The 23,581-nt window shown below is 53.8% G+C and carries 22 protein-coding genes; 14 read left to right on the top strand and 8 right to left on the bottom strand.

The genetic code is table 11. The annotated features are described in order from the left end of the window. The first annotated feature begins 511 nt into the window (after nucleotides 1-511). Together ABLU86_RS13100 and mdtD are read left to right on the top strand one after the other, a co-directional pair. Nucleotides 512-1,213 (top strand): FadR/GntR family transcriptional regulator, encoded by a 702-nt coding sequence (locus ABLU86_RS13100; RefSeq protein WP_015368986.1) that lies wholly within the window; start codon nucleotides 512-514, stop codon nucleotides 1,211-1,213. Between the two features lie 13 nt (nucleotides 1,214-1,226). Beyond that, complete coding sequence (gene mdtD, locus ABLU86_RS13095) at nucleotides 1,227-2,624, top strand: multidrug transporter subunit MdtD (protein ID WP_015368987.1); 1,398 nt, start codon at nucleotides 1,227-1,229, stop codon at nucleotides 2,622-2,624. Here the strand turns inward: mdtD and rbsR are convergent. The 7 genes from rbsR to kup form a co-directional block, all read right to left on the bottom strand. Beyond that, nucleotides 2,621-3,613, bottom strand: a complete 993-nt coding sequence (rbsR, locus tag ABLU86_RS13090; RefSeq protein ID WP_015703923.1) for a ribose operon transcriptional repressor RbsR — start codon at nucleotides 3,611-3,613, stop codon at nucleotides 2,621-2,623. The genes mdtD and rbsR overlap by 4 nt on opposite strands. Nucleotides 3,614-3,616: 3 nt before the next feature. Beyond that, nucleotides 3,617-4,549: a ribokinase gene (gene rbsK / locus ABLU86_RS13085; RefSeq protein ID WP_020077610.1), complete on the bottom strand. Its 933-nt coding sequence runs from the start codon at nucleotides 4,547-4,549 to the stop codon at nucleotides 3,617-3,619. A gap of 98 nt (nucleotides 4,550-4,647) precedes the next feature. Further along, nucleotides 4,648-5,538, bottom strand: a complete 891-nt coding sequence (gene rbsB / locus ABLU86_RS13080; protein WP_015368990.1) for a ribose ABC transporter substrate-binding protein RbsB — start codon at nucleotides 5,536-5,538, stop codon at nucleotides 4,648-4,650. Between the two features lie 27 nt (nucleotides 5,539-5,565). Continuing rightward, complete coding sequence (rbsC, locus tag ABLU86_RS13075) at nucleotides 5,566-6,531, bottom strand: ribose ABC transporter permease (RefSeq protein ID WP_015368991.1); 966 nt, start codon at nucleotides 6,529-6,531, stop codon at nucleotides 5,566-5,568. A 5-nt stretch (nucleotides 6,532-6,536) separates the two neighbouring features. Next, on the bottom strand, nucleotides 6,537-8,042 hold the full coding sequence (gene rbsA / locus ABLU86_RS13070) for a ribose ABC transporter ATP-binding protein RbsA (RefSeq protein ID WP_259925722.1): 1,506 nt from the start codon (nucleotides 8,040-8,042) through the stop codon (nucleotides 6,537-6,539). A 10-nt stretch (nucleotides 8,043-8,052) separates the two neighbouring features. Beyond that, nucleotides 8,053-8,472 (bottom strand): D-ribose pyranase, encoded by a 420-nt coding sequence (gene rbsD, locus ABLU86_RS13065; RefSeq protein ID WP_032712989.1) that lies wholly within the window; start codon nucleotides 8,470-8,472, stop codon nucleotides 8,053-8,055. Between the two features lie 186 nt (nucleotides 8,473-8,658). Further along, complete coding sequence (gene kup / locus ABLU86_RS13060) at nucleotides 8,659-10,527, bottom strand: low affinity potassium transporter Kup (RefSeq protein WP_015368994.1); 1,869 nt, start codon at nucleotides 10,525-10,527, stop codon at nucleotides 8,659-8,661. A 217-nt stretch (nucleotides 10,528-10,744) separates the two neighbouring features. Between kup and ravA the strand changes: the two genes are divergently transcribed. Together ravA and viaA are read left to right on the top strand one after the other, a co-directional pair. Further along, nucleotides 10,745-12,244 carry an ATPase RavA gene (gene ravA / locus ABLU86_RS13055; protein ID WP_015368995.1) on the top strand — a complete coding sequence of 500 codons (1,500 nt, stop codon included), beginning with the start codon at nucleotides 10,745-10,747 and terminating at the stop codon, nucleotides 12,242-12,244. After that, on the top strand, nucleotides 12,241-13,689 hold the full coding sequence (gene viaA / locus ABLU86_RS13050) for an ATPase RavA stimulator ViaA (RefSeq protein ID WP_015703920.1): 1,449 nt from the start codon (nucleotides 12,241-12,243) through the stop codon (nucleotides 13,687-13,689). The genes ravA and viaA overlap by 4 nt, the downstream gene beginning before the upstream one ends. A 3-nt stretch (nucleotides 13,690-13,692) precedes the next feature. Here the strand turns inward: viaA and asnA are convergent, their stop codons facing one another. Further along, a complete protein-coding gene (gene asnA / locus ABLU86_RS13045; protein ID WP_032712991.1) occupies nucleotides 13,693-14,685 on the bottom strand; it encodes an aspartate--ammonia ligase in 993 nt (330 codons plus the stop codon). Between the two features lie 152 nt (nucleotides 14,686-14,837). Here asnA and asnC point away from each other — a divergent pair, with 152 nt between their 5' ends. The 10 genes from asnC to atpA all read left to right on the top strand — a co-directional run bounded on the left by asnC (nucleotide 14,838) and on the right by atpA (nucleotide 23,581). Next, entirely contained in the window at nucleotides 14,838-15,296 is a 459-nt protein-coding gene (gene asnC, locus ABLU86_RS13040) for a transcriptional regulator AsnC (protein ID WP_015368998.1), read from the top strand. Nucleotides 15,297-15,394: 98 nt separating this feature from the next. After that, entirely contained in the window at nucleotides 15,395-15,835 is a 441-nt protein-coding gene (mioC, locus tag ABLU86_RS13035; RefSeq protein ID WP_015703919.1) for an FMN-binding protein MioC, read from the top strand. Between the two features lie 383 nt (nucleotides 15,836-16,218). Beyond that, nucleotides 16,219-18,108, top strand: a complete 1,890-nt coding sequence (gene mnmG, locus ABLU86_RS13030) for a tRNA uridine-5-carboxymethylaminomethyl(34) synthesis enzyme MnmG (protein ID WP_015369000.1) — start codon at nucleotides 16,219-16,221, stop codon at nucleotides 18,106-18,108. A gap of 113 nt (nucleotides 18,109-18,221) precedes the next feature. Further along, entirely contained in the window at nucleotides 18,222-18,845 is a 624-nt protein-coding gene (gene rsmG / locus ABLU86_RS13025; protein ID WP_015369001.1) for a 16S rRNA (guanine(527)-N(7))-methyltransferase RsmG, read from the top strand. 616 nt (nucleotides 18,846-19,461) lie between these two features. Further along, complete coding sequence (atpI, locus tag ABLU86_RS13020) at nucleotides 19,462-19,842, top strand: F0F1 ATP synthase subunit I (protein ID WP_015703918.1); 381 nt, start codon at nucleotides 19,462-19,464, stop codon at nucleotides 19,840-19,842. A gap of 8 nt (nucleotides 19,843-19,850) precedes the next feature. After that, complete coding sequence (gene atpB / locus ABLU86_RS13015) at nucleotides 19,851-20,666, top strand: F0F1 ATP synthase subunit A (RefSeq protein WP_015369004.1); 816 nt, start codon at nucleotides 19,851-19,853, stop codon at nucleotides 20,664-20,666. Between the two features lie 48 nt (nucleotides 20,667-20,714). Further along, complete coding sequence (gene atpE / locus ABLU86_RS13010) at nucleotides 20,715-20,954, top strand: F0F1 ATP synthase subunit C (protein WP_000429386.1); 240 nt, start codon at nucleotides 20,715-20,717, stop codon at nucleotides 20,952-20,954. Between the two features lie 54 nt (nucleotides 20,955-21,008). Beyond that, a complete protein-coding gene (gene atpF / locus ABLU86_RS13005) occupies nucleotides 21,009-21,479 on the top strand; it encodes a F0F1 ATP synthase subunit B (protein WP_004107293.1) in 471 nt (156 codons plus the stop codon). Between the two features lie 14 nt (nucleotides 21,480-21,493). Next, on the top strand, nucleotides 21,494-22,027 hold the full coding sequence (gene atpH / locus ABLU86_RS13000) for a F0F1 ATP synthase subunit delta (protein ID WP_015369005.1): 534 nt from the start codon (nucleotides 21,494-21,496) through the stop codon (nucleotides 22,025-22,027). A gap of 12 nt (nucleotides 22,028-22,039) precedes the next feature. Further along, nucleotides 22,040-23,581: a F0F1 ATP synthase subunit alpha gene (gene atpA / locus ABLU86_RS12995; protein ID WP_015369006.1), complete on the top strand. Its 1,542-nt coding sequence runs from the start codon at nucleotides 22,040-22,042 to the stop codon at nucleotides 23,579-23,581.

Here is a 23,581-nt window from a genome sequence, read left to right as displayed (position 1 = left end):
CAAACTCTTCAATTTAAGTTTGATGCTCGTGAATTAAACTTCGTAATGAATTACGCATGTTCACTCAGAGACTTGGTATTCATTTATTGTCCGAAGACATTAAGAATCCATGTCACTTTGAGTGCCCACACAGATTGTCTGATAAATTGTTAAAGAGCAGTTGCAACGCGGCTTTCAGCTCACCGTTGCGAGGTCCCGTATATTACGTTTTCCTCATTCAGAGTCAAGCGTTTATTTTCACTTTTCTCTGTCGGTTTTCAGCGTTGTTATTTACCGCTGAAACCCTGTTGACCCGGCGGCTTGCTTGCCGTTGTTCCGTGTCAGTGGAGGCGCATTATAGGGAGTTCTGAGACGTTGACAAGCCCTGTTTTCAAAAAACTTTTCAACCGTCTCTTTTTTCACCAAAGGCGGTGTCAAAACCGTAAAAAATCGCCCTTTTGCTGTTTTAACCACCGAAACAAGCCGCCAGGTGGCATACTGATGAAGTAGAAAAGAGAAAGGAACGGCATTTATGTCTATAAGCGCACAGCAGCTGGCGGCACAAAAAAACATCTCCTGGGTCATCGCGGAGAAGATCGCCCAAAAAATTCTCACCGGCGAATATCCGCCAGAGAGCATTCTTCCTGGTGAAATGGAACTGGGCGAACAGTTTGGCGTGAGCCGGACGGCAGTACGAGAAGCGGTAAAAACGCTGGCAGCTAAAGGCATGCTGCTTCCGCGCCCGCGTATCGGAACTCGCGTTCTGGCACGCAGCAGCTGGAATTTTCTGGATAAAGAGCTGCTTGCCTGGTGGCTGACGGAAGATAATTTTGCCGAGGTGGTTAGCCATTTTCTGGTGATGCGTAGTAGCCTGGAGCCTCAGGCCTGTTTTCTGGCGGCGATAAACGGCACCTCCGAGCAGAAAGCGCAGCTCAATACGCTAATGGAAGAAATGATCGAGCTGAAAAGACATTTTATCCGCGAACGCTGGATTGAAGTCGATATGGCCTGGCATGAACATATTTATGCGATGAGCGGCAACCCGTTTCTCACCTCTTTCGCGTCGTTATTCCATTCGGTATATCAGACCTATTTCACCTCGATTACGCAAAATGAAGTCGTTAAACTCGATCTACACCAGGCTATTGTTGACGCCATTCAGGAAAGCGACGGTCCACGCGCGCAGCTTGCCTGCCAGACATTATTGAACACCCCAAACCACACAGGTAAATAAAGAAGGAAATGGCATGACCGGGAAGAAAGGGCTGAGTATGGCCGGACTGCCATGGATTGCGGCCATGGCTTTCTTTATGCAGGCGCTGGACGCCACTATTCTTAATACCGCGCTTCCCGCGATTGCGCATAGCCTCGGTCACTCCCCGCTGGCGATGCAATCCGCCATTATCAGCTACACCCTGACGGTAGCGATGCTGATTCCGGTGAGCGGCTGGTTGGCCGATCGCTTTGGCACCCGCAAGGTCTTTATCGTTGCCGTTAGCCTGTTTACCCTGGGCTCCCTCGCCTGCGCGCTTTCCACTTCGCTTCCCGAATTGGTTGTCTTCCGCGTCATCCAGGGGATCGGCGGCGCAATGATGATGCCGGTTGCGCGCCTGGCGCTGTTACGCGCCTATCCGCGTAGCGAACTGCTGCCGGTACTCAACTTCGTTACCATGCCCGGACTGGTCGGCCCCATCCTCGGCCCTGTACTCGGCGGCGTGTTAGTCACCTGGGCCAGTTGGCACTGGATTTTCTTGATTAACATCCCGATTGGCATCATCGGCATTCTCTACGCCCGCAAATATATGCCGGACTTCACCACGCCCCGCCGTCGTTTCGACACCAGCGGTTTTGTGCTTTTTGGTTTAAGCCTGGTGCTGTTCTCCAGTGGTATTGAGCTCTTTGGCGAGAAAATCGTCGCCAGCTGGATAGCGCTGGCCGTCATCGCCCTGAGCGTCGTGCTCATGCTGGCCTATATTCGGCATGCTCGTCGCCATCCCACTCCGCTGATTTCGCTCTCTCTATTTAAGACCCATACCTTCTCTGTCGGGATCGCCGGTAACCTGGCGACACGGTTAGGTACCGGCTGCGTGCCGTTCCTGATGCCGCTGATGCTACAAGTCGGTTTCGGCTACCCGGCCATTATCGCCGGCTGCATGATTGCGCCGACGGCCATCGGCTCGATAATCGCCAAGTCGACCGTCACGCAGATCCTGCGCTGGTTTGGTTATCGCAAAACGTTGGTGGGAGTCACCATCTTTATTGGTTTGATGATCGCGCAGTTTGCGCTGCAGTCGCCGGGAATGCCGCTGTGGCTGCTACTACTGCCGCTATTTGTACTGGGGATGGCGATGTCCACGCAGTTCACCTCGATGAACACCATTACGCTTGCTGATTTAACCGATGACAATGCCAGTAGCGGCAACAGCCTGCTCGCGGTAACCCAGCAGCTGTCGATTAGCCTTGGCGTAGCCATCAGCGCGGCGGTTCTGCGTTTTTATGAAGGGTTTGATAACGCCAGTACCATCGAACAATTCCACTATACCTTTATCACGATGGGTGCGATCACCGTGGTGTCAGCGTTGATGTTTATGCTGCTCAGAGCCAAAGATGGCCGCAACCTGATAACGGAGCGGCACAAGCACTAAGCTGAACCGCGAATCACCAGCTCTGGAGTGAGCTGCACGCGCTGCTGTTTTTGCCCGGGATCCGCCATGCGGTGAATCAGCACATCGATAGCGAGCTCTCCCAGTTCATCTTTAGGTTGATGAATGGTGGTGAGCGGCGGGGTCATATAGCGCGCCAGTTCAATATCGTCATACCCCACCAGCGCCATATCCTGCGGAATATGCAACCCGGACTGATACAGCGCCTGATACGCGCCGACCGCCATCGCATCATTACCGACAAAGACCGCCTGCGGCCGTGGCGTTAACGCCAGCAGTTGCTGCATCGCAGTAAAACCGCCGCCAAATTCAAAATCGCTGGTAATGACATAACCTTCGGCGACATCCAGCCCGGCGCGCGCCATCGCCGCATGATAGCCCTCCAGCCGCAGTCGCGACGGCGTTTTATCCAGCGGCCCGGCAATGCAGGCAATACGGGTATGACCGCGATCGATCAGATACTGGGTCGCCATATCGCCACCGAGCAACGAATTATCCTGAATCAGATCGCTGTCGCCGTCGAACGGCGCCCAATCCATCATCACCGTCGGCACCGACGGATAACGCTGCATGATCTCCTGGGAAGGTTGATGCGTTTCGGTGCACAGCAGCAGCAGACCATCGACGCGTTTTTGCATCAGCGTTTCCAGATTGCGGTTCATCCGCTGCTCATCGCCTTCGGTATTACATAGCACCAGGCTGTAGCCGCGCTCGAAACAGCTGCGTTCCACGCCGCGCACCAGCTCCGAATAAAACGGGTTAGTACTGGCGGTGATCAGCATGCCGATGGTTCGCGTCTGATTTAACTTGAGGCTGCGCGCCAGCGCCGAAGGCGCGTAGTTAAGACTTTTGATCGCCGCATCAACTTTGGCGGTAATCGCCTCGCTGACAAAGCGGTCTTTATTAATGACGTGAGAAACGGTCGAGGTGGAAACGCCCGCGACGCGGGCCACATCCTTCATGGTAGCCAAGCATTACCCCTGTTGACGCAAGAATTCGTCGATCTCTTTGCGCCACGGCACAGACGGTTGCGCCCCCTTACGGGTGACGGCAATCGCGGCGGCGGCATGGGCAAAACGGATGGCGTCTGACACTTCACGGCCTTCCAGCAGCGCGGTGACAAATGCGCCATTAAAAGTGTCGCCAGCGGCAATCGTATCGATGGCCTGAACTTTAAATCCTGGAACCCGGCGGCTTTCGCCCTCGCAGCTTAACCAAACGCCGCGGCTGCCGAGAGTAATCATCACCGTACCAATTCCCTTCGCATGAAGCGCACTGGCGGCTTTCGCGGCATCGTCGTCGCTCTCAACGCGAATACCGGTCAGCTTTTCCGCTTCGGTTTCATTCGGCGTAATAACATCCACCAGCGCCAATAGCTCATCCGAAAGTTCACGCGCCGGTGCGGGATTGAGTACCACCGTCGTCTGATGCTGATGAGCGATTTTCGCGGCAGCCATCACGCTCTCCAGCGGCGACTCCAGCTGCATTAACAATGCCTGCGCGTTGGCGATACGTTCTTTCTCCGCCTCTACCTGAGAAACCGATAGCGCTGCATTAGCGCCGGCATGAATACCGATGACATTCTCACCTTCCGCGTTAACGAAAATTAACGCGACGCCAGTAGATTCGCCAGCAACGGTACGCACCGGCGCCACGTCGATGTTATCGCTCGCGAGCTGGCGGCGGACGCGTTCGCCAATGTCGTCATCGCCGGTACAGGCAATGAAGGCAATATCCGCGCCGCTACGCCCGGCAGCCACCGCCTGGTTAGCGCCTTTACCGCCGAATGCGACCTGATAGTGGTTTCCGGTGACGGTCTCACCTGGAGTAGGGAAGGATTCAAGGTTAAGAATGTGATCGGCATTGATGCTGCCAAGGACGACAAGTTTGCCTGCGGTTTTCATCATCTTTATTCCCGGGAAAGCGCGCCACCGGACTCCGGTGGCGCATGCCCTGCTTTTCTTTTTATGTTGTCCCTCGGGCCGTTGCCGGCCCGAATCGCATTTTACTGCTTAATGACCAGTTTCAGCTCAACCGGATAGCTGGCATCCACTTTTTCGCCCTTCAGCACTTTATCAGCGGTTTCGACGCCTTTAACGCCGATCTGCTCCGGCAACTGGGCGATAGTCGCTGCCAGTTTGCCACTATTTACTGCTTTTTCGCCATCCGGAGTGCCGTCAAATCCAACCACCATCACATCAGATTTTCCTGCAGTCTGCAGCGCACGCAGCGCGCCCAGCGCCATTTCGTCGTTCTGCGCAAACACCGCCTGCACGTCCGGATGCGCCGTCAGCAGGTTCTGCATCACGTTCAGACCTTTAGTACGGTCGAAGTCAGCGGGCTGGCTGGCCAGTACGTTGAACTTATGCGCCGCCACGGCCTGTTTGAAACCTTCGCCGCGCTCGCGCGCCGCAGAGGTACCAGCAATACCTTGCAGCTCAATCACTTTCGCGCTTTCGCCGACTTTCTTCGCAATATAGTCGCCGGCCATTTTACCGCCCAGCACGTTATCGGAAGCAATATGGCTCACCACATCGCCTTTAGAAGCCTGGCGGTCAAGGGTAATGACCGGGATTTTAGCCTGGTTCGCCATCTTCACCGCATTGCCGACAGCATCGGAGTCGGTTGGGTTAATCAGCAGCAGCTTAGCGCCACGCACCGTTAAGTCCTGTACGTTCGCCAGCTCTTTTGCCGGGTTATTCTGAGAATCCAGCACCACCAGGTTGTAACCCAGCTTATCGGCTTCTTTCTGCGCGCCGTCTTTCAGAGAAACGAAGAACGGGTTATTCAGGGTAGAGATAACCAGTGCGATGGTATCTTTCGCCATCGCGTTTGCGCTAACGGTCGCGCTTAGAGCAACAGCAGAGACCAGGGTCGCCAGTTTTTTCATATTCATAGTTAAGATGTCCTGTAGAGTTCTCAGTTACTGCTTTTTGTTATCTACCAGTACCGCCAGTAAAATCACCACCGCTTTGACGATCATCTGGTAATAGGAAGAAACGCCTAAAAGGTTCAGACCATTGTTCAGGAAGCCAAGGATCAGCGCGCCAATCAGCGTGCCGACGATACGACCTTTACCACCGGCCAGGCTAGTGCCGCCAAGTACGACCGCTGCAATCGCATCTAATTCATAGCCCGTCCCCGCCGTCGGCTGCGCAGAGGAAAGACGCGCCACTTCGATGATCCCGGCCAGTGAAGCCAACATTCCGCATAACGCATAGACGATGATTTTCACTCTATTTACGCTGATGCCGGAAAGCCGCGTCGCCGCTTCATTACCGCCCAGGGCATAAATATAACGACCCAGGCGAGTATGGTGCAGCATGTACCAGGCCGCCAGGAAGACAATCGCCATAATCCATACCGGCGTAGGGATCCCCAGCGGGCGTCCGATACCGAACCAGCCGAACAGATCGGCGTTATCGCTAAAGCCGGTGTTGATCGGGCTGCCGTTGGTGTAAACCATCGTCACGCCGCGCAGCAGCAGCATCATTACCAAAGTGGCGATAAACGCCTGCACACGCCCTTTCGCGACAATCACCCCGGTCACCGCGCCAATAGCCGCACCGAGCGCCAGCGCGGCGGCAACGGCCACCAGCGCATTCACTTCGATACCGACGATAGACGCCGCGACGGCGCCGGTCAACGCCAACAGAGAACCGACGGACAGATCGATCCCCGATGTCAGAATGACCAGCGTCATCCCGACCGCCATGATGGCGTTAACGGAAGTCTGCTGCAGAATATTGAACAGGTTATTGACGGTAAAAAAGTTGGGGCTCATGGTCGAAACGATCGCGATCAGCACCAGCAGGGCGATCAGCGATTTTTGCTCCATCAGCCACGCTTTAGTGAAATAGCGGCGACCAGTAACAGCCTGGGTAGTCATCTTTTTTACTCCTGATTCACACGGTTAAGCTTGCCCACAGCGGCAGCCATCAATACTTCCTGGGTGGCCTGCTCGCGTGTGAATTCACCGCCGAGATGCCCTTCATGCATAACAATGATGCGATCGCTCATGCCCAGCACTTCCGGCATCTCCGAAGAGACGAGAATGATGCTCAGGCCATCGGCTTTAAACTGGTTAATCAGCTGGTAGATCTCTTTCTTCGCACCAACGTCGACGCCACGGGTCGGTTCATCGAGGATCAGCACTTTCGGCCGGGTCATCAGCCCGCGAGCGATAGCGACTTTTTGCTGGTTACCGCCGGAAAGCAGGCCGATTGCCTGCTCCATTGAAGGCGTCTTCACATTAAACAGCCGAATGAAATCACTGACCGCCTGCTGTTCATCTTTATGCTTAAGGCTGCCGCCCGCCCGGCTGAAGTAGCGTAGCGCGGTCAATGACATGTTTTCTTTGACCGACATTCCGAGCACCAGGCCATCACGCTTACGGTCTTCGGAGATATAGACAATGCCGTTCGCCAGGCCATCCTGCGGCGAACGGGTGACGACTTCATGGCCATCCAGCGTCACGGAACCGCTGCTACGCGGCAGCGCGCCGTACAGCACCTTCATCAGTTCAGTACGCCCGGCGCCCATCAGCCCGGCGACGCCGAGGATTTCGCCCTGACGCAGGGTAAACGTCACGTTTTCCACACCGGAGCCGCAGAGATTATCAACCTTCAGACGTACCGCGCCCGGCGCCTTATCGAGATGCGGATATTGATCTTCCAGCTTACGGCCAACCATCATCTCGATTAGTCGATCTTCATCCAGCGAAGCCACTTCGCGCTCGGCAATAAATTGCCCGTCGCGAAATACGGTGACGTCATCGCAGATTTCGAAGATCTCTTTCATGCGGTGGGAGATATAGACGATACCGCGCCCCTGCGACTTCAATTCGCGAATGACGCGGAACAGCGATTCGGTCTCGGTATCGGTCAGGGCATCGGTGGGCTCATCCATAATGATGACCTTCGATTCAAAGCTCAGCACTTTGGCGATTTCCACCATTTGCTGATCGCCAATCGACAGATCGCCCACCTGCTTCTGGCTGTTAAAGCGTAAATTCAGCTTCGCCAGCAGCTTGTCCGCTTCGGCATACATCTTTTTCCAGTCGATTTTGCCAAAGCGGTTAACGAACTCGCGGCCGAGGAAGATGTTCTCGGCAATCGTTAATTGCGGGATCAGGTTGAGTTCCTGATGAATGATGCCGATACCAGCTTCCTGTGAGGATTTTGGGCCGTTAAAGGTCGTTTCTTTACCTAACCACTGCAAAGAACCGGCATCACGGGTATAGATACCGGTCAGCACCTTCATCATTGTCGATTTACCGGCGCCATTTTCCCCTACCAGCGCCATTACCCGGCCGGCATAGACATTCAGCGCCGCGCCCGAGAGCGCTTTGACGCCAGGGAACGCTTTATCGATCCCTTTCAGCTGTAATAAAGCTTCCATGACGGCGACCTCAGAAAGTGACGCCAGCACAGAGAATAATATTCGCATACGGGGAACACTCCCCGCTGCGAATTACCGCCTGACTATCTGCGGTTTGTTTTTTGAACTGCTCATGACTGGTGTAACGAATTTCAATCGTATTTCCCTGGTGCTGCTGCAGCTGCTCAAGATGATTGAGCAACGTCGCGTGGAGTTGCGGATTATGGATTTTAATCTCTTCCGCGATGACCGCCGCCTCAACCTGCATTTCCGCCGTTACGACTTCCAGAACCTGCATAAAAGAAGGTACGCCCTGAGTAAGCGCCATATCAATGCGCGCGCTGCTGCGGGGAACCGGCAATCCGGCATCGCAAACAACCAGCGTATCGGTATGACCGAGGCGGGAGATAACGGAAGAAATATCAGCGTTAAGTACGGTGCCTTTTTTCATTTTGTCTCTTTTGCTCCACTAGCGAAACGTTTCGCTGCCCTAAGTATTGTCAATCAGCGAACAGAAAACCACCGGCAGAAGAGAGAAATGTGATCGCCATCGAAACGTTTCGCAACGCGGGGACAAGAAGTTACATCAAGATGTGAGAGACAAAAAAGCCCTTCATTATTGAAGGGCTTTTTGACATCAGATTTCCACCTGCGTACCGAGCTCAATAACCCGGTTAGGAGGGATTTCAAACTGATCCGGCGCGCGCAGGGCGTTACGCTGCAGCAGCAGATACAGCTTGCCACGCAGGCGCAGATACCATGGCCGTTTGCCAATAATCAGCGACTCGTGGGACATAAAGAACGACGTTTCCATCATTCGACAGCTCAACCCTTCCAGGCCGCAGCGATGGAACACCTCTTCGACGTTCGGCGTTTCACGCCAGCCATAGCTTGCCACGACGCGCCAGAACGACGGCGACAGTTGCTCAATCTGCACGCGGCGAACGTTATGCACATACGGGGCATCTTCGGTACGCAGAGTCAGCAGGATCACGCGTTCATGCAGCACCTTGTTGTGTTTCAGGTTATGCAGCAGAGCAAAAGGGATCACGTTCAGGGCGCGAGACATATAGACCGCGGTACCCGGTACGCGCACCGGCGGCGATTTCTCCAGCGAGGAGATCATCGCTTCCAGCGAGTTACCATGCTCGTGCATCCGGCGCAGCAGGCGGAAACGCTCGCTCTTCCAGGTGGTCATCACCGTAAACATCACCAGGCCCAGCGATAACGGCAACCAGCCGCCGGAGACGATTTTATCGAGGTTCGCCGAGAACAGCGGAATATCGATACACAGGAAGGCCACCAGCATCAGGCCGACAAACAGCTTATTCCAGTGCCAGTTTTTGCGCGCCACGGTCGCCGAAAGAATGGAGGTCAACACCATGGTGCCCGTTACCGCAATACCGTACGCCGCCGCCAGATTAGAAGAGTGCTCGAAGCTGACAATGACGATGACCACAGAAACGTACAGCAGCCAGTTAATGAACGGGATGTAAATCTGCCCGGACTCCATTTCCGAAGTATGGATAATGCGCATTGGTGACAGATAGCCCAGACGCACGGCCTGGCGAGTCAGCGAGAAGACCCCGGAAATCACCGCCTGCGAGGCGATAACCGTCGCCAGGGTCGCGATAATCAGCATCGGGATCAGCGCCCATTCCGGCGCCAGCAGGAAGAACGGGTTTTTAATGGCTTCCGGGTGCTTCAGCAGCAGCGCGCCCTGGCCAAAATAGTTAAGCACCAGTGATGGCAGCACCACCGAGAACCACGCCACGCGAATCGGTAGTTTGCCGAAGTGGCCCATATCGGCATACAGCGCTTCCACACCGGTAATCGACAGCACCACCGCGCCAAGCGCAATAAAGGAGACCGTTTTGTACTGCAGGAAGAAATGTACCGCCCAGTAAGGGTTCAGCGCCTGCAGAACTTCCGGGTTATCGAGGATACTGCGAGCGCCAAGCACCGCCAGCAACAGGAACCAGATCAGCATAATTGGCGCGAACAGCTTGCCGACCATCCCGGTACCGTGTTTTTGAATAGCAAATAGCAGGGTCAGCACAATAATGGAGATGGGGACAATCCAGGTATCCAGCTGTGGGGCGATAATTTCCAACCCCTCTATCGCCGACATCACCGATATTGCCGGGGTTATTACTACTTCACCATAGAAGAAGCTACCGCCAATCAGGCCGAGGATCACCAACACGGAGGTCATCTTTGCCGAGGTGTTGCGCCCCGCCAGCGACATCAGCGTTAAGATCCCGCCCTCGCCGGCGTTATCCGCCCGCATCACGAAGGTGATGTATTTAATTGATACGGTAAAGATCAACAGCCAGAAAATCAGCGACAGAAAGCCAAACACCGCATCGCGTTCAACGCCAAAGCCAAACTGGCCTGACAGACATTCGCGAAGAGTATACAGTGGACTGGTACCGATATCGCCGTAAACCACGCCGATTGCCGCCAGCGTTATTGCCGGCAACGATTGTTTATTATCAGTGCTCATAGACTAGTCTTTTCGTTTATAAAACAAATGTGTGCCTAGTCCCTTGGCCCACAAAAAGCGCACAGTATGCACGATTATTTGCTGAATCGTACCCCTAACTGACACCATATTAACTTAGCTCAAAGAAAATAAATCGATTCTTCAGGCTATTACCACCCCTAATCAAACATCTATACTCGACGCAATAACGACACACGACAAAGCACGCAACTCTATTATGGCTCAATCACATTTACTGGCAGAAAGAATTTCCCGACTTAGCGCCGCCCTGGAAAAAGGACTCTTTGAACGCAGCCACGCAATACGTCTGTGCCTGCTGGCTGCGCTCAGCGGCGAGAGCGTATTCCTGCTGGGTCCACCCGGCATCGCGAAAAGCCTGATCGCCCGCCGGCTTAAGTTCGCTTTCAAGCAGGCGCGCGCTTTCGAATATCTGATGACCCGCTTCTCCACCCCGGAAGAAGTTTTCGGCCCGCTGTCTATTCAGGCGCTCAAAGATGAAGGGCGCTATGAGCGTTTAACGGCAGGCTATCTGCCAGAGGCGGAAATCGTCTTCCTGGATGAAATCTGGAAAGCCGGCCCGGCTATCCTTAATACCCTGCTGACGGCCATCAACGAACGCCACTTCCGCAACGGCGCCCATGAAGAGAAAATCCCGATGCGCCTGCTGGTTGCGGCGTCGAACGAACTTCCCGAAGCGGATAACAGCCTCGAAGCCTTATATGACCGCATGCTGATCCGCCTGTGGCTGGATAAAGTGCAGGATAAAACTAACTTCCGCTCGATGCTGGTGAGCCAACAGGATGAAAACAGCAATCCGGTTCCCGAAAACCTGCAAATCAGCACCGAAGAGTTCACCCAGTGGCAGCATGACATTGGTACCGTGAAGTTGCCGGACAATGTCTTCGAGCTGGTTTTCCAACTGCGCCAACAATTAGATGCCTTGCCTAATGCGCCTTACGTTTCCGATCGCCGCTGGAAAAAAGCCATCCGTCTGCTGCAGGCCAGCGCCTTCTTTAGCGGCCGCGACGCCATCGCCCCTATCGACCTGATCCTGTTGAAAGATTGCCTGTGGCATAACATCGAAAGCATGAATCTGATGTCTCAGCAGTTGGAATCCCTGATGACCAGCCATGCCTGGGGCCAGCAGGCGATGCTGACTAAACTGGGCGCTATCATCCAACGCCGCATCCAAATCCAGCAGCAGCACAGCGATAAAACCGCGTTTAAAGTCACGCGCGTGGGCGGCATGTTCAGCCGTAAGCCACATTATGAACTGCCGGACGGAATTGAAGGCGAGACGTTGACGCTGCTTCTCCAGCAACCGCTGAAATTGCACGATCTCGAAGTCATTCATATCGCCTTCGAACGCGAAGCGCTGGTCAACTGGCTGGAAAAAGGCGGCGAGATCCGCGGCAAGCTCAACGGCATCGGTTTTGCCCAGCCATTGACGATGGATGTCGATGCCAGCCAGCACCTGGTGGTGCGCGACGTCAGCCTGCAAGGCTCGCGCCTGTCGCTGCCAGGCAGCGAATCTCAGGAAAATATGCCTGCCGAGATCCGCCAGCAGCTGGAAGCGCTGGATGACGAGTGGCACCAGCAACATAACCGCTTTAGCGAACAGCAAAAATGCCTGTTTATTCCCGGCGACTGGCTGGGGCGTATCGAAGCCAGCCTGCAGGACGTCGGCGCGCAAATTAAACAGGCGCGCCAGCCATGACGCTCGACATGCTGAATGTCATGCTGGCGGTCAGCGAAGAAGGGATGATCGAGGAGATGCTGCTGGCGCTGCTGGCCTCTCCTCAACTGGCGGTGTTCTTTGAAAAATTTCCGCGGCTGAAAAATATCATCGCCGCCGATATTCCGCGCTGGCGAGAAGCGGTTCGCGCCCGGCTCAAAGAGACGCAAATCCCTCCTGAACTGGACGCCGAAGTGCAGATCTATCAGCAGGCTCAGCTGCTTTCAACGTCGCAATTTATTGTGCAACTGCCGCAGATCCTCGGCAAGCTGCATAAGCTACAGTCGCCCTTTGCCGCTCAGGCGCAGCAGCTGGTGGACGATAACGCGACCTTCACCCCAGCGCTACATACTCTGTTCTTACAACGCTGGCGCTTAAGCCTCGTGGTACAGACCACCACCCTCAACCAGCACCTATTAGACGATGAGCGCGATCAGCTGCTCAGCGAGGTGCAGGAACGAATGACGCTCAGCGGGCAGCTAGAGCCGGTGCTGGTGGAAAACGACAACGCCGCTGGCCGCCTGTGGGATATGAGCGCCGGCGAGCTTAAACGTGGCGATTATCAGCTGATCGTGCGCTATGGCGATTTTCTCAGCCAACAACCGGAACTGATGCAACTGGCTGAGCAGTTGGGCAGATCGCGGGAAGCCAAACTGGTGCCGAAGAAAGATGCGCCGATGGAGACCTTCCGCGCGATGGTTCGTGAACCGGCAACGGTACCAGAGCAGGTCGATGGCCTGCAGCAAAGCGACGATATTCTACGTCTGTTGCCGCCAGAGTTGGCAACGCTCGGCATCACCGAACTCGAGTTCGAGTTCTACCGTAAGCTGGTGGAAAAACAGTTGTTAACCTATCGCCTGCACGGCGACGCATGGCGGGAGAAAATAACCGAACGCCCGGTAACCCGGCAGGATTTTGATGAGCAGCCGCGGGGGCCATTTATTGTCTGCGTAGATACCTCAGGTTCGATGGGCGGCTTTAACGAGCAATGCGCTAAAGCCTTTTGTCTGGCGCTGATGCGCGTCGCGCTGGCGGATAACCGTCGCTGCTACATCATGCTGTTCTCCAGCGAAGTGGTGCACTACGAGCTAACCGGCCCGCAGGGGCTTGAACAGGCGATCCGTTTTTTAAGCCAGCGTTTTCGCGGCGGCACCGATCTGGCCAGCTGTTTTCGCGCGATCGTTGAACGTTTGCAAAGCCCGCAATGGGTCGATGCCGATGCGGTGGTGATTTCCGATTTTATCGCCCAGCGGTTGCCGGATGAGGTGGTCAATAAGGTGGGGGAGTTGCAGCACAAACATCAGCACCGTTTTCACGCGGTGGCGATGTCGGTACACGGCAAACCCGGCATCATGCGCATCTTCGATCATATCTGGCGCTTTGATACCGGATTGCGTAGCCGCCTGCTGCGTCGCTGGCGGCGTTAATCTTTACAACAGAGCGGCGACGCTTTCACGCACCTGCGTGGGCCATACGCCGCACTGTACCTGGCCGATATGGTCAAGCTGCAGCAACAGCATGGTTAAACGAGACTGGCCAATACCGCCGCCAATGGTCTGCGGCATTTCGCCGCGCAGCAGCGCCTGGTGCCATTCAAGCTGCAGACGGTCTTCATCGCCGGTCACCGCCAACTGGCGCTTCAGCGCCTCGGCGTCAACACGGATCCCCATAGAGGAAAGCTCAAAAGCGTCTTCCAGCACCGGGTTCCACACCAGGATATCGCCGTTCAGGCCGGCAAAACCCTCCGCTGATGGCGAGCTCCAGTCATCATAATCCGGCGCGCGAACATCGTGGCGCTTGCCGTCAGACAGTTTACCGCCGATACCGATTAAGAAAACGGCGCCAAGCTCTTTAGCTATCGCCCGCTCGCGGCCTTTGGCATCCAGATCCGGATAACGGCTCAGCAACTCCTGACTGTGAATAAAGTGGATCTGTTCCGGCAGGAATGGCGTCAGACCAAATTCCTGACTTACCGCCAGCTCGGTGGCTTTGATCCCGGCGTAGATCGCCTCAACCGTCGCTTTCAACGTGCCAGTATGGCGTTCGCCGTCGCCCATGACGCGTTCCCAGTCCCACTGGTCAACGTAAACGGAGTGAATTGGGGTGAGGCGGTCTTCATCGGGGCGAAGGGCCTTCATGTGCGTGTACAGCCCTTCGCCCGCGCTGAAGTCGTGTTGTCCCAGGGTTTGACGCTTCCACTTCGCCAGTGAATGAACCACTTCGAATTGGGCGTCTGGCAGTGTTTTCACTTTTACCTGAACCGCTTTCTCGCAGCCGGACAAGTTGTCCTGCGTCCCATCTCCTACGCGGCTTAAGATCGGCGCCTGCACTTCAATCAGGCCAAGCTTCTCTTCCAGCTGACGGGAAAAATGGGATTTAACGAAACTAATCTGGCGTTGTTTTGCGATGTATGCGGTTTTCATTTTTTATTACTCCTGCGTCCTGTTGATATTGATTAAGCAACAGAAATGGCACTGAATTCAATAATCAATCAATAAAAAGACGCCTTGAGTTTTGATTCATTAAATTAAAAAGCTAAAATAGAAAGAATCATCAAACATCATAAGAAAAAACAATGGAAAATTATCAGATCGACAATCTGGACCGCGGCATTCTTGATGCCCTAATGGCGAATGCGCGCACCGCTTACGCCGAACTGGCCAAACAGTTCGGCGTGAGTCCAGGTACGATTCACGTACGCGTAGAGAAAATGAAACAGGCGGGCATAATTACGGGGGCGCGAATCGACGTCAGCCCGAAACAGCTCGGTTATGACGTCGGCTGCTTCATCGGCATTATTCTTAAGAGCGCCAAAGACTATCCTTCCGCTCTCGCCCGGCTGGAGAGCCTGGAGGAGGTGACCGAGGCTTACTACACCACCGGCCACTACAGCATCTTTATTAAGGTGATGTGTAAATCCATCGATGCCCTGCAGCAGGTACTTATCAACAAGATCCAAACAATCGATGAAATTCAGTCCACTGAAACCCTGATCGTGCTGCAAAACCCGATCATGCGTACCATCAAGCCCTGATCGTTTTTTTTAATCCCACATTTTTCCACAGGTAGATCCCAGCTCGCTCACAGCGTACAATACGCCACTCAGAATAGTTGAGCGAGCGATCGGCGATCATGGCAGACATTACACTTATCAGCGGCAGCACCCTGGGCAGTGCGGAATATGTAGCAGAACATCTGGCGGAAAAGCTGGAAGAAGCGGGCTACAGCACTGATATCCAGCACGGTCCGCTGGTTGACGATCTGCAGGCAGAAGGGATCTGGTTAGTTATCTCTTCTACCCATGGCGCCGGCGATATTCCGGACAACCTGGTCCCCTTTTATGAAGCGTTGCTGGAGAAGCAGGTCGATCTTTCTGCCGTTCGCTTTGGCGCGGTGGGTATCGGTAGCCGCGAATATGACACTTTTTGCGGCGCAATCGACAAACTCGAAGCAGCATTAAAGGCCAACGGGGCAAAACAGATCGGTGAAACGCTGAAAATTAATGTCCTCGAACACGAGATTCCTGAAGATCCGGCCGAGGTTTGGGTGGGATCCTGGAAAGATTTACTCTGAGTTTTGTAAAGATCCGCAGCTTCTTCTGTGGATAACCCTGCTCAAAAGCTTGGATCAACCGGTAGTTATCCAAAGAATAACCGGAGTACGCTTTTTGAGCTGTGCATAACCCTTCATTCTGATCCCAGCTTATACGGAACAGGATCACCGATCATTCACAGATTGCGATCCTTCTTAAGCGTTTGATCTTAAACAGTGGATCCGACTTATCCACAAAGAGAGTCGATCCTAATAAGAGATCACAATAGAACAGATCTCTAAATAAAAGATCTTCTTTTTAATACTCAGGATCCCGGCCCCTTTCTCGAAAGAGCAAAGTTGAGTAGAATCCACGGCCCGGGCTTCAATCCATTTTCAAACCGCGTTATGCGAGGCAGATCACCATGTTTTATCAGGATCCTTTTGACGTCATCATCATTGGCGGGGGTCATGCAGGCACTGAGGCCGCGATGGCAGCAGCGCGAATGGGCCAACAAACCCTGCTTTTGACACACAATATCGACACGCTGGGGCAGATGAGCTGCAACCCGGCGATTGGCGGCATTGGGAAGGGACACCTGGTAAAAGAAGTGGACGCGCTCGGTGGTCTGATGGCGAAAGCGATCGATCAGGCAGGTATTCAGTTTAGGATACTAAACGGTAGCAAAGGCCCAGCTGTTCGTGCGACCCGCGCCCAGGCCGACCGCGTGCTGTATCGCCAGGCGGTACGCACCGCGCTGGAGAACCAGCCGAACCTGATGATCTTCCAGCAGGCGGTAGAAGATCTGATTGTCGAAAACGATCGTGTCGTCGGCGCGGTGACCCAAATGGGCCTCAAGTTCCGCGCTAAGTCGGTGGTACTAACCGTCGGCACCTTCCTGGATGGCAAAATCCACATTGGGCTGGACAACTACAGCGGCGGTCGCGCTGGCGATCCGCCGTCGATCCCGCTGTCTCGCCGTCTGCGTGAACTGCCGCTGCGCGTAAGCCGCCTGAAAACCGGTACTCCGCCGCGTATTGACGCACGCACCATCGATTTTAGCGTGCTGGCGCAACAGCACGGCGATAACCCGATGCCGGTCTTCTCGTTTATGGGTTCCGCGGATCAACATCCGCGCCAGGTACCGTGCTATATCACGCACACCAACGAGAAAACCCATGATGTGATCCGCAGCAACCTCGATCGCAGCCCCATGTACGCCGGGGTGATTGAAGGTATCGGCCCACGTTACTGCCCGTCGATCGAAGACAAGGTCATGCGCTTTGCCGATCGCAACCAGCATCAGATCTTCCTTGAACCGGAAGGGCTGACTTCAAACGAAATTTATCCAAACGGTATCTCCACCAGCCTGCCGTTTGATGTGCAAATGCAAATCGTCCGTTCAATGCAGGGGATGGAAAACGCGAAGATCGTTCGCCCTGGCTATGCCATTGAGTACGATTTCTTTGACCCGCGTGACCTGAAGCCGACGCTGGAGAGCAAATACATTCAGGGTCTGTTCTTCGCCGGCCAGATTAACGGCACTACCGGTTATGAAGAAGCCGCCGCGCAGGGTTTGCTTGCCGGTCTTAATGCCGCCCGCTTCTCTGCGGAAAAAGAAGGCTGGGCGCCGCGTCGCGATCAGGCCTACCTTGGCGTGCTGGTGGACGATCTGTGCACACTTGGTACTAAAGAACCATACCGCATGTTTACCTCCCGTGCGGAATATCGCCTGATGCTGCGTGAAGACAACGCCGATCTGCGCCTGACTGAACAGGGGCGTGAGCTGGGGCTGGTGGACGATGAGCGCTGGGCGCGTTTCAACGAGAAACTGGAAAGCATTGAGCGTGAACGCCAACGCCTGAAAACCAGCTGGGTTAACCCGCTGGCGGAAAGCGCAGCCGAAGTGAACGCTCACCTGACCGCGCCGCTGTCGCGCGAAGCCAGCGGCGAAGATCTGCTGCGTCGCCCGGAAATGACCTACGAACAGCTGGTTCAGCTTTCTCCGTTCGCGCCGGGCCTGCAGGATCAACAGGCGGCCGAGCAGGTTGAGATTCAGGTTAAGTACGAAGGTTATATCGCTCGCCAGCAGGACGAGATCGAAAAACAGCAGCGCAACGAGAATACTTTGCTGCCGGCAACGCTCGATTACCGTCAGGTATCCGGCCTGTCCAACGAGGTTATTGCCAAGCTGAACGACCATAAACCGTCATCGATCGGCCAGGCATCGCGTATTTCCGGGATTACCCCGGCGGCAATTTCTATTTTGCTGGTGTGGCTGAAAAAGCAGGGGATGCTGCGCCGCAGCGCCTGATAATCGTCAGAGCGCGTTAATTTGGCGGATGCAAAATCAGCGATCGCCTTTATAATTCACAGCCCGGTAAGCGTTAGCGCCTCCGGGCTCATTATTTTTAGAAGGTACTCACCGTGCTCAACAAACTTTCTCGTCTGCTGGACGAAGCGGGTATTTCGCTCACCGATCACCAGAAAAACCAGCTGGTGGCGTATGTCGGGCTGCTGGATAAGTGGAACAAAGCCTATAACCTGACCTCTGTTCGCGATCCTAACGAGATGCTGGTTCGCCATATCCTCGATAGCATTATCGTTGCGCCATATCTACAGGGCTCCCGCTTTATCGATGTGGGAACCGGCCCGGGCCTGCCGGGTATTCCGCTGGCTATCGTGCGCCCGGAATCTCATTTCACATTACTGGATAGCCTTGGCAAGCGTGTGCGCTTCCTGCGCCAGGTCCAGCATGAGCTAAAACTGGATAACATCACCCCCGTGCAGAGCCGTGTGGAAGCGTTTCCCGCCGAGCCGCCGTTTGATGGCGTCATTAGCCGCGCTTTTGCCTCGCTGAACGACATGGTGAGCTGGTGCCACCACCTGCCGGCGGCAGATGGGCATTTCTACGCGTTGAAAGGGCAGGCGCAGGAAAGTGAAATGGCAGACCTGCCAGAAGGTTACCAGGTTTGCGACGTGATTAAACTGCATGTACCCCAGTTGGAAGGGGAGAGACATTTGGTGGTCATTAAGCCAAACGCCTTATAATTTTTATCAAAAAATGTGGAAAAAATGTGGCCTGCGCATGTTACAAAAATCAAAGTTACCTGCGGGTATTATCTGGCCACTTTTAACCTTGTTTTTACTATGGCTTTTCTAGTGTTTAACTTTAGCGTGGTGGTTTACTGGCAGAATAGTCAACTTTGAAAATATCAGGGTGCTAAAAATCGATGAACTGTCAGTTCATATTGATGTTAAATTTTTATTATAAATGTCAATAAAAGGTTTTTATTGTATGTGGGGTTGTTTTACAAAAAGACCTCACTTTTTATCTTGAATATCAAAAAGATGAAAACTTACTGATTCTGTACAGATTTAATTCGATTGCGCCGAAAATGTTTATTATGTGATCTGATGCACGCTTTAATGGCCGCGTTTTCTCATTATTTGCACTTCTGGTTGATCCCTCACTGATTGACGAAATGCATGAAAAATTGCCGCTCAGAAAATAATTAAACATTTATTCACTATTTTGCTACTTAATGTTTGAAATCACGTGTTGTCACCGTATAATTTGTCCGCTTTTTGACGCTTGACTCTTGGTCTTAAAGAACGTTTTATACGACACGCGGCATACCTCGAAGGGAGCAGGAGTAAAAACGTGATGTCTATGTCGCTCGTGAGTCGAAACGTTGCTCGAAAGCTTCTGTTTATTCAGTTACTGGCAGTAATAGCAAGTGGACTGCTGTTCAGCCTCAAAGACCCCTTCTGGGGCATCTCCGCCATATGCGGAGGTTTGGCAGTCGTTTTGCCAAACGCGTTGTTTATGATTTTTGCCTGGCGCCATCAGGCGCATACACCAGCTCAAGGCCGAGTGGCCTGGACCTTCGCCTTCGGTGAAGCATTCAAGGTGTTGCTGACCTTCGCCCTACTGGCGATGGCGCTGGCGGTTTTTGAAGTGGTATTTTTGCCGCTGATAGTGACGTGGGTTTTGGTGCTGGTGGTACAAATTCTGGCTCCAGCTGTAATTAACAACAAAGGGTAAAAGGCATCATGGCTTCAGAAAATATGACGCCGCAGGATTACATAGGACACCATCTGAATAACCTTCAGTTGGACCTACGTACATTCTCGCTGGTGGATCCGCACAACCCCCCAGCCACCTTCTGGACGCTCAATATTGACTCCATGTTTTTCTCGGTGGTTCTCGGTCTGCTGTTCCTTGCCATGTTCCGTAGCGTTGCTAAGAGAGCGACCAGCGGCGTACCAGGGAAATTCCAAACCTTCATCGAAATGATCATCGGCTTCGTCCATGGCAGCGTCAAAGACATGTACCATGGCAAGAGCAAGGTCATCGCGCCGCTGGCGCTTACCGTGTTCGTCTGGGTATTCCTGATGAACCTGATGGACCTGCTGCCAATCGACCTGATTCCTTATATCGGCGAACACATTTTCGGCCTGCCTGCACTGCGCGTGGTTCCGTCTGCTGACGTGAACATCACCCTGTCAATGGCGCTTGGCGTGTTCATCCTGATTATTTTCTACAGCATCAAAATGAAAGGCGTTGGTGGGTTCGTTAAAGAACTGACCATGCAGCCGTTCAATCACTGGGCGTTCATTCCTGTCAACTTAATCCTTGAAGGGGTAAGCCTGCTGTCCAAACCGGTTTCTCTCGGTCTGCGACTGTTCGGCAACATGTATGCCGGTGAGCTGATTTTCATTCTGATTGCTGGTCTGTTGCCGTGGTGGTCACAGTGGATTCTGAATGTGCCTTGGGCCATTTTCCACATCCTGATTATTACGCTGCAAGCCTTCATCTTCATGGTTCTGACGATTGTCTATCTGTCGATGGCATCCGAAGAGCATTGATTTTTACCAACACTACTACGTTTTAACTGAAACAAACTGGAGACTGTCATGGAAAACCTGAATATGGATCTGCTGTACATGGCTGCCGCTGTGATGATGGGTCTGGCGGCAATCGGTGCTGCGATCGGTATCGGCATCCTCGGGGGTAAATTCCTGGAAGGCGCAGCGCGTCAACCGGATCTGATTCCTCTGCTGCGTACTCAGTTCTTTATCGTTATGGGTCTGGTGGATGCTATCCCGATGATCGCTGTAGGTCTGGGTCTGTACGTGATGTTTGCTGTCGCGTAGTAAGTTGTTCGAAAGAAACCTAAGCCACAGAGTTAATTTAAGAGGTATTGTGCTGTGAACATGAACGCAACAATCCTCGGCCAGGCCATCGCGTTTGTTATCTTCGTATGGTTCTGCATGAAGTACGTATGGCCGCCATTAATGGCTGCCATCGAAAAGCGCCAGAAAGAAATTTCTGACGGTTTAGCTTCTGCAGAACGCGCTAAGAAAGATTTGGACCTTGCACAGGCCAACGCGACCGACCAGCTGAAAAAAGCGAAAGCGGAAGCCCAGGTAATCATCGAGCAAGCGAACAAGCGTCGCTCTCAGATTCTGGACGAAGCTAAAGCTGAAGCAGAACAGGAACGCACCAAAATCGTCGCACAGGCGCAGGCTGAAATCGATGCCGAACGTAAACGTGCTCGCGAAGAACTGCGTAAGCAGGTTGCTATCCTGGCTGTTGCTGGCGCCGAGAAGATCATCGAACGTTCCGTGGATGAAGCTGCTAACAGCGACATCGTGGATAAACTTGTCGCTGAACTGTAAGGAGGGAGGGGCTGATGTCTGAATTTGTAACGGTAGCTCGCCCCTACGCCAAAGCAGCTTTTGACTTTGCCGTCGAACACAAAAGTGTTGAGCGCTGGCAGGATATGCTGGCGTTTGCCGCTGAAGTGACTAAAAACGAACAAATGGCAGAGCTTCTCTCCGGTGCCCTGGCGCCGGAAACGCTCTCAGATGCGTTTATCGCTATCTGCGGCGAGCAACTTGACGAAAACGGTCAGAACCTGATTCGGGTGATGGCTGAAAATGGTCGTCTGAAGGTGCTCCCGGATGTTCTTGAGCAGTTCATTCACCTGCGTGCGGCCAGCGAGGCCATCGCAGAGGTAGATGTTATTTCTGCCAACCAACTGAGTGAAGAACAGCTTGCGAAGATCTCCGGCGCGATGGAAAAGCGTCTGTCACGCAAAGTTAAGCTGAATTGCAAAATCGATAAGTCTGTTATGGCAGGAGTTATCATCCGCTCGGGTGATATGGTCATTGATGGTAGCGTACGCGGCCGTCTTGATCGCCTGGCAGACGTCTTGCAGTCTTAAGGGGACTGGAGCATGCAACTGAATTCCACCGAAATCAGCGAACTGATCAAGCAGCGCATTGCTCAGTTCAATGTTGTGAGTGAAGCTCACAACGAAGGTACTATTGTTTCTGTAAGTGACGGTGTTATCCGCATCCACGGCCTGGCCGATTGTATGCAGGGTGAAATGATCTCCCTGCCGGGTAACCGTTACGCTATCGCACTGAACCTGGAGCGCGACTCCGTTGGTGCGGTTGTGATGGGTCCGTATGCTGACCTCGCCGAAGGCATGAAGGTTAAGTGTACTGGCCGTATTCTGGAAGTTCCGGTCGGTCGTGGTCTGTTAGGCCGCGTAGTGAACACCCTGGGTGCGCCAATTGACGGTAAAGGTCCTGTTGAGCACGATGGTTTCTCGCCAATCGAAGTTATCGCTCCGGGCGTTATCGATCGTCAATCCGTAGACCAGCCGGTACAGACCGGTTACAAATCTGTTGATGCCATGATTCCAATCGGCCGTGGCCAGCGTGAGCTGATCATCGGTGACCGTCAGACCGGTAAAACCGCGATGGCAATCGATGCGATCATCAACCAGCGTGATTCCGGCATCAAATGCGTATACGTAGCTATCGGCCAGAAAGCGTCCACCATCTCTAACGTGGTGCGTAAACTGGAAGAGCACGGCGCGCTGTCCAACACTATCGTTGTTGTGGCGACCGCTTCTGAATCTGCTGCGCTGCAATACCTGGCGCCGTATGCCGGTTGCGCAATGGGCGAATACTTCCGCGACCGCGGTGAAGATGCGCTGATCGTTTACGATGACCTGTCTAAACAGGCTGTTGCTTACCGTCAGGTTTCCCTGCTGCTCCGTCGTCCGCCAGGACGTGAAGCATTCCCGGGCGACGTGTTCTACCTCCACTCCCGTCTGCTGGAGCGCGCATCCCGCGTTAACGCGGAATACGTTGAGAAGTTCACCAATGGTGAAGTTAAAGGTAAAACCGGCTCCCTGACTGCGCTGCCGATTATCGAGACGCAAGCGGGTGACGTTTCCGCATTCGTTCCGACCAACGTAATTTCCATTACCGATGGTCAGATCTTCCTGGAAACCAACCTGTTCAACTCCGGTATTCGTCCGGCGGTTAACCCGGGTATCTCCGTATCCCGTGTTGGTGGTGCTGCTCAGACCAAGATCATCAAGAAACTGTCCGGTGGTATCCGTACCGCGCTGGCGCAGTATCGTGAACTGGCTGCGTTCTCTCAGTTCGCATCCGATCTGGACGAAGCGACTCGTAAGCAGCTGAGCCACGGTCAGAAAGTGACCGAACTGCTGAAACAGAAACAGTATGCCCCTATGTCTGTAGCACAGCAGGGCCTGGTACTGTTCGCTGCTGAACGCGGTTACCTCGAAGATGTGGAACTGGCGAAAATCGGTAGCTTCGAAGCCGCTCTGCTGGCTTACGTTGACCGTGACCACGCTCCGCTGATGCAAGAGATTAACCAGACCGGTGGCTATAACGACGAGATCGAAGGCAAGCTGAAAGGCATCCTCGACTCCTTCAAAGCAACCCAGTCCTGGTAA

The organism is Klebsiella sp. JN_Kp121 (assembly GCF_040062145.1).
Lineage (GTDB): Bacteria > Pseudomonadota > Gammaproteobacteria > Enterobacterales > Enterobacteriaceae > Klebsiella > Klebsiella aerogenes.
The sequence above is the reverse complement of the archived record's forward strand: the minus strand, read 5'-3'. Positions and strand labels throughout refer to the sequence as shown.